Origin of the sequence: Saccharopolyspora ipomoeae (assembly GCF_029952525.1) — a bacterium.
Taxonomy (GTDB): Bacteria; Actinomycetota; Actinomycetes; order Mycobacteriales; family Pseudonocardiaceae; genus Saccharopolyspora; species Saccharopolyspora ipomoeae.
The window spans coordinates 1-7,037 of the sequence record NZ_JASAOF010000043.1 but is presented as its reverse complement, the minus strand read 5'-3'; the positions used below and the strand labels follow the sequence as shown (position 1 = coordinate 7,037).

Sequence of the window (7,037 nt, the reverse complement as noted above, 5' to 3'; positions counted from 1 at the left end):
GTGTGGGAGAGTAAGACACCGCCGACACATTCCTTACAACGGGGCCGGTAGAAGGAAACTTCTACCGGCCCCGTTTCGTGCGTTCTGAGCTCGACAGCTTCCGGTTGGTGGTCGAGACTTGCCCCCGGAGTCCGGGTGGAAGGGGCACGGGAGTGAACGAGGACGAACTCCGTTCGTTGGTGGGCGAGCTGACCGTGGCGGAGAAGGCCCGGTTGGTGACCGGCGCCGACTTCTGGACGCTGCACCCCGAACCGAAGGTCGGGTTGCGCCGGCTGGTGCTGTCGGACGGACCGAACGGCGTCCGGGGCACGACCTGGGACGAGCGCGACACCTCGCTGCTCCTGCCGGTGGCGTCGGGCTTGGCGGCGACCTGGGATCGGGACGCGGTGACGCGGGCGGGCGAGCTGTTCGGCGACGAGGCCGTCCGCCGCGGGGTTCACGTCGTGCTGGCACCCACGATCAACCTGCACCGGAGCCCGTTCGGCGGCAGGCATTTCGAGAACTTCTCCGAGGACCCGCTGCTGACCGGTGTGCTCGGCGCGCGGATCGTCGCCGGCATCCAGTCCAGGGGCGTCGCGGCCACGCCGAAGCACTACGTGGGCAACGAGAGCGAGACGGAGCGCTTCACCTACGACGCGGTGATCGATGAGCGGACGCTGCGCGACTGCTACCTGGAGCCGTTCCGCAGGATCGTTGCCGAGGCGAGCCCGTGGGCGATGATGGCCGCCTACAACTCGGTCAACGGGCACACGATGACCGAGCATTCGCTGCTGGTCAACGAGGTTCTCAAGGGCGAGTGGGGTTTCGACGGCGTCCTGGTCTCGGACTGGTTCGCGACCCGGACGTGCGCTCCGGCCGCCAACGGCGGGCTGGACCTGGCGATGCCCGGTCCGAAGAGCCCGTGGGCCGAGGGCGCGCTGGCCGAGGCCGTCCAGGACGGCGAGGTCGCCGAGGAGGTCCTCGACGACAAGGTCTTGCGGTTGCTGCGCCTGGCCGACCGGGTCGGTGCCTTGGGCGAGGAGGAGAGGAGCGCGCCGGTGAACGACGGCCCTCCGGAGCAGGCCCGCGCGGTGATCCGGGACCTGACGGCCCGCGGTTTCGTGCTGCTGCGCAACGAGAAAGCGCTGCTGCCGCTGGATCCCGGCATCGCCAAGATCGCCGTGATCGGCGAGAACGCGACCTTCCCCGCGGTGCAGGGCGGGGGTTCTTCGCACGTCAGCCCACCGCACGTGGTGACGCCGCTGGAGGGCCTCCGCAAGGCCCTGCCGAACGCGGAGATCCAGCACCGGCGCGGCGTCCGGCATCGCAGACTGCTGGATCCGATCCCGCGCGAGGAGATCCTGGACCCGCAGGGCGAGGGCAGCGGTCTGCGGGTGGAGTACCTGGGCGAGAACGACGAGGTGCTGAGCAGCGAGCTGCGCGGTGCGGAACGCCTGATCTGGCAGCTCGGCGCCATGCCCGAGGGCACCCGGAAGCTGCGGATGAGCGGAAGTCTGTCGCTGGAGCTCGGCGAGCACGTGTTCGGCGTCAACGGCACCGGGCACTTCCGCGTGGAGATCTCCGGCCGCGAGGTCCTGACCACCGACGTCGCCGCCGAGGGCGAAGCCGACGACCCGCTGGGCGACATGCTGGCCCCGCCGGAGCAGCGCTTCAACGTCGTGCTCGTCGACTCGGACGTGGACGGGAAGGGCCGGGCCTGCCTGACGGTGGAGTTCACGCCGCAGAAGATCGACGCGGACCTCATCGCCGTGGGCCTCGGGCATCGGGCGGAGGGCTGGGACGACGCCACCGAGCTGGAGGCGGCGTTGCGGGCGGCGCGGGACTGCGACGTCGCGGTGGTCGTGGTCGGCACCAACGACGAGGTCGAGACGGAGGGCCGCGACCGCGGTTCGCTGGACCTGCCGGGACAGCAGGACGAGCTGGTCGCGCAGGTCGTCGCGATCAACCCGAACACGGTGGTGGTGGTCAACGTGGGCGGTCCCGTGCTGATGCCGTGGTCGTCGGACGCGCCGGCGGTGCTGTGGACGTGGTTCGGCGGCCAGGAGTACGGCGACGCGCTGGCCGACGTGCTGCTGGGCGCGGTGGAACCCGGTGGCAGGCTGCCCACGACACTGCCCGCCCGGTTGGCCGACGTGCCGGTGCCGCTGCCGGGCGTGCAGCCGGTGGACGGGGCTCTGCGCTACTCGGAGGGCCCGCTGATCGGTTACCGCGCCTACGAGAACCGCGGCGTCACACCGGGTTTCTGCTTCGGGCACGGGCTCGGGTACACGTCGTGGTCCTACGACGAGGCGTCCCGCGACGGCGACGCGGTCGTGGTGAAGCTGCGCAACACCGGCGACCACGCCGGCCGCGAGGTCGTCCAGGTCTACGCCGACGATCCGGTGCGGCTGGTGGGTTTCGCGGTGGTGACCGCGGAGTCCGGGGCCGAGGCGGAGGTGACCGTGCCGGTCGAGCCCTGTGACGGGGATCTGCGGGTCGGACGCAGCGCAGGAGACCTCCGCCTCGACGTCGTGCCCGGATCGGACCAGCCCTGAGGAGATCAGCGCTGACGGGATCAGCGCTGACGGGATCAGCGCTGACCGGATCGGGGCTGGACCGGATCAGGGTTGGGCGACGAACTTCTCCAGGTCGTCGAGGACCAGCCCGGCGGCGACCGGTCCGAGGCCGAGGTACCAGGTGTCGTCGGGGACCTCGACGGCCTTGCCGGTGCGGACGGCGTTGAGCGTCGTCCACTGCACCGAGCGGGTCACCTCGCCCATCTGCTGCCGGGCGTTGTCGCCGTAGGCGCCGTAGAACAGCATGTCGCCGTCGGCCTGCGAGATCTGCTCGCGGCTGAGCTTGGTGAAGGTCTTGTCGCCGAGCTGGTTGTCGGGCCGGTTGAACCCGGCGTCGGCGAGGATCGTGCCGATGAACGAGCCCTTGTTGTAGAGCCGGATGTCGCCGGGGATGAAGCGCAGCATGCTGACCTTGCGGCCGGCGGCCTGCTTGCCGACCTCGGAGGCGCGGGCCTGGTAGTCAGCGAGGATCTTGTCGGCTTCGGCGCGCTTGCCCAGCGCGTCGGCGTCGAGGAGGAAGTTCTCCTTCCAGGTCTTGCCGACGGATTCGGCGAAGACGGTGGGCGCGATCTTGCTGAGCGCGTCGTAGTGCTCGTCGTCGCGGGTCTTGCTGGACAGGATCAGGTCCGGCTTGAGGGCGGCGATCTTCTCCATGTTGGGGGAGCCGATGGTGCCGACGATCTCGACGTTGCCCGCCTTCTCCGCGAGGTAGGGCTGGATCTGGGTGTTGGCGTCGGGCAGCACGGTGGCGATGGGCTTGACGCCGAGGGCGAGCACGGAGTCCAGTTCGCCGGTGTCGAGGACGACGACGCGCTGCGGCGTTCCGGTGATGTTGGTCTGGCCCTTGGCGTGCTGGACGACGCGGGACTGCGGCGGCGGGGGCTGGTCGGAGGCCGGTGAGCCGCACGCGGCGACTCCCAGGGCGAACACGGCGGACAGCGCCGCGAGAAGTCTGCGATGACGCAGCATGGGGGGACACCCAATCTGTCGGAATCGTGAAAAAGTTTGGGTAGCCTAACCTGGCAGACGGGTTCCGAGAAGACCCGGTGCTTGTAATAGTGATCATTAGCAGCTGAAACTGTCAGCGCCTGCTTACCTGCGGTTTTGGTCTAGAGCATTACCAGGAACATGTGCGCCATCGATGCCGAGAGGACCAGTTCGATCACCGAGCGGGCGCGCGGTGGCGGGGGTCGGACGAGGTCGGTGGCGGCGAATCCGGCGGCGAGCGCGCAGTAGCTCATCAGCGCCCAGGCGAGCAGCGGGAGCACCAGGCCCGGGGTCTGCGCGGCGACGGTGACCGGTCCGTGGTGGTGGCCTGCCGCGATCAGGGGCGTGCCGGCGGGTCCGGTCTGCTGCCCGGCGAACATGTAGGCCATCGCCAGCGATCCGATCGCGTGGTGCAGGAACGAGCTCGTGCGCGTGCGCGCAGCGCGGAACCCCAGCCAGCAGCCGAAGGCCACGAACGGAGCGGCCAGCAGCGGGGACGGGGTCAGGTACATCGCGATCATGCCCAGCCCCATCAGCAGCTGCGCGACGTCGACGTGGCAGAGCGCGCGCCGGCGCAGTCCGAGCCGCACCAGCGCTGTCGCCGTGGCCGCGATGACCGTGCCGGTCATGACCTGCTCGAACATGCCCCTCCACTGCCGCCTGAGCCGTGCCGTGATCGATTGTTGAGATCGCGGCCGCTCGCAGATACCGCCTTGCGAGCAGACTTCCGCAAAGCGGTGGTGACCCGGCGTGGTGATGCCGCCGAACGTCCACTGTGGATCCCCGTCGCCCCTGCCGCGCGCTCCCGTCCGAGAAGCCCGTTCACCGATTCGGGGTTGCGAGGGGTGCGAACTCGCTACGCTGCGACGGAGTTCGGGCGAGGCGATGTGGTGGAGACGTGGAGATCTTCGGGCGAGACGAGTCGTTCCGGCTGCTGGAGGAGGCCACCGCCGCCGCGCGAGCCGGTCGCGGTGCGCTGGTCGTGGTGCGGGCCGACCCCGGGATGGGCATCACCGCGCTGCTCGACGCGCACTGCGCCGCGGCCCGGGACTCCGGGATGCGCACCCATCGGCTTCCGGTCCTGGTGCCGTCGGGCCGAACCCCGCTCTCGACCGGTCCGGTGAGCTGGGACGAGCCCGCGCTGGTCGTCCTCGACGACCTGCACCGCGCCGATGACGACACCCTCCTGGCCCTGCACGAGCTGGCCGAGCAGGTGGCCGACCGCAGCCTGCTGATCCTCGCCGGACGTCACCGAGGGGCGACTCCGGAGCGCTTCGCGGCCCTCGACCGCTCGGCGACCACGCACGATCTGGAGCCCTTGGACGCGGCGGCCGTTCGCGCGATGACCGGAGCCGAGGTGGCCGAAGCGGGCGGAAACCCGTGGCTGCTCAGCAGGTTGACCGCACCCGACCGCGCCGCGCAGGTGACCGGCTGGGCGACTGGGCTCGCGGGCGACGACGCCGGCGTGCTGCGGTACGCCTCCCTGCTCGGCGAGCGGGCCTCGGTCGACGAGCTGGCCTCCGTCGCGGAGCGCTCCCCGGCGGAGGTGCTGGCCGCGATCCGGCGACTCGCCGCGCTGGGCCTGGTCGTCGAGGTCGACGGTCGGGTGAGCGTGCGGTACCCGCTGCTGCGCGACGACCTGGTGGCGACCTCGGCCGGGCTGCGCGGGACGGTGGCGCGTGCACTCGCCTCCCGCGACGCCGCGCCGGAGGACGTCGCCGCGCACCTGGTCCACGCACCCCTCGATTCCCGGGTCGTGAACTGGCTCGCCGAGCACGCGGAGCGGCTCGCCGCCGAGCACCCGCTGCTCGTCGTCGACCTGCTGGCCCGCGCCGCCGACCGGCTTCCGCCGGGCCACCCCGAGCGGCACCGGATCGGCGCCTCGCTGGCCGAAGCGCAGCTGTGGTCGGGACGTACCGAGCAGGCCCGCCGGAGCGCGGGCACGGGGTTGGTCGTGCGCCCGGACGAGCAGGTCCGGCACCGGTTGCGGGCCGTGCTGGCGAAGATCGCCATCGGCGAGTTCGACGGAGCCGGCGCGATCGAGATCCTCGACGCCGAGCGGGAAGAGGGGAAGCTGCCCGCCCGGTTGGCCGTGCTGGACGGGCTCGCCAGGTTCCTCATCGCGGACCTGGACGGAATGCAGCGCGCCGCCGAACAGGCAGCGCCTGCGGCGCCGCACGACCCGATCGTCGAGTTGAGCCTGCTCAACTTCGAGGCCATCGCGTTGAGCTTCCAGCGCGATTTCACCGGCGCGCTCGCCGCCCTGGATCGAGCCGAGGCGCTGCTGAGCGTCGCCGAGGATCCGCTGCAACGGGGTTGGGCGCTGTTCATGCGGGTGGTCGCGCTCGACATCACCCAGGACATCAGGGTGTTGGACGTGCTCGAACGGGGCAGGCCGCTGGCAGAGCAGGTGGGCATGGGCATGTTGCCGCTCTTGCGCACTGGTGCGGCGGTGATCGCGTACAACTTCGGCCGCTGGGACGATTCGCTCGCCGAGATCAGAGCGGCGGCGGAGTTGCCCGACCTGTACGGGCTCGGAGGGCCGCAGCACGCCATCGCTGCTCTGATCCTGCTGCAGCGAGGGGACCTTCCGGCCGCCCAGTTGCACATCGAACTCGCCGAGAAGGAGCTCGGTGGTCCTCTCAGGCATCTCTACGACTCGCTCATCAACTGCGCTCGCGCGATCATCGCCGAGGCGGTCGGCGACATCGACAAGGCGTTGGGACTCGTGCGGAACCTGGTGGAGGGCTCCGACGTGTGGGATCGCGACGATCCGGCGATGACTCCGGTTGCGGCGCCCCTGGTCCGGATCGCCTTGGCCGGCGGTGATCGTGAACTCGCGCAAGTGCTGCTCGACCAGCTCCGGAACTTCCAGACCGACGAGTCCGCCGAGCCCTACAGCGCGGTCCTCTACTGCCAGGGCTTGATCGACGGCGATGTGGACCTGCTGCTGGGCGCCGCCAAGAACCTCGCCGACGCCGGGTTGCCGATGGCCGCGGCGAACGCGGCCGAGGACGCCGCCGTGGCGCTGGCGGCGTCCGGCAAGACGGCCGAGGCCAAGGCCGCCGACCAGATCGCCATCGACCACTACGCGAACCTGGCAGCGGACCGCGAGATCAACCGCTCCGGGGCCGCGCTGCGCTCCTACGGGGTGCGTCGCGGCGCGACCGGGTCGCGGGACCGGCCCAAGCACGGGTGGGGGAGCCTGACCGCCGCCGAGCTGCGCGTGGCGGAGCTGGTCGCTCAGGGGCTGACCAACCGCGAGGTCGCCGAGCGGCTGGTGGTCTCGGTGCGCACCGTGGATTCGCACGTGGCTCGGGCCCGGACCAAGCTCGGTTGCGCCTCCCGGGTCGAGCTCGCCGTCAAGTTCGGGGAATGGGTGAAAGAGGGGCGGGAATGAGAAAGCGCCCTCGTCCGGAATGGCGGAGGGCGCTTCGTCGTGTGCGCCAACAGGGACTCGAACCCCGAACCCGCTGATTAAGAGTCAGCTGCTCT

Annotated in this window: 4 protein-coding genes; 2 read left to right on the top strand and 2 right to left on the bottom strand. The window is 70.7% G+C overall.

From position 1 onward, the window contains the following. Positions 1-152: 152 nt before the first annotated feature. Positions 153-2,534 carry a glycoside hydrolase family 3 protein gene (locus tag QFW96_RS30125; RefSeq protein ID WP_281459150.1) on the top strand — a complete coding sequence of 794 codons (2,382 nt, stop codon included), beginning with the start codon at positions 153-155 and terminating at the stop codon, positions 2,532-2,534. Between the two features lie 66 nt (positions 2,535-2,600). Here QFW96_RS30125 and QFW96_RS30120 read toward each other — a convergent pair whose 3' ends face one another. Both QFW96_RS30120 and QFW96_RS30115 read right to left on the bottom strand, forming a co-directional pair. Next, the gene (locus QFW96_RS30120; RefSeq protein WP_281459149.1) at positions 2,601-3,524 is read right to left on the bottom strand and encodes an ABC transporter substrate-binding protein; all 924 of its coding nucleotides are present in this window, start codon (positions 3,522-3,524) and stop codon (positions 2,601-2,603) included. A 140-nt stretch (positions 3,525-3,664) separates the two neighbouring features. Further along, complete coding sequence (locus QFW96_RS30115; protein WP_281459148.1) at positions 3,665-4,186, bottom strand: DUF5134 domain-containing protein; 522 nt, start codon at positions 4,184-4,186, stop codon at positions 3,665-3,667. A gap of 254 nt (positions 4,187-4,440) precedes the next feature. On the opposite strand from QFW96_RS30115, the gene QFW96_RS30110 reads away from it, so the two are divergent. Then, complete coding sequence (locus tag QFW96_RS30110; RefSeq protein ID WP_281459147.1) at positions 4,441-6,942, top strand: helix-turn-helix transcriptional regulator; 2,502 nt, start codon at positions 4,441-4,443, stop codon at positions 6,940-6,942. Positions 6,943-7,037: the final 95 nt, after the last annotated feature.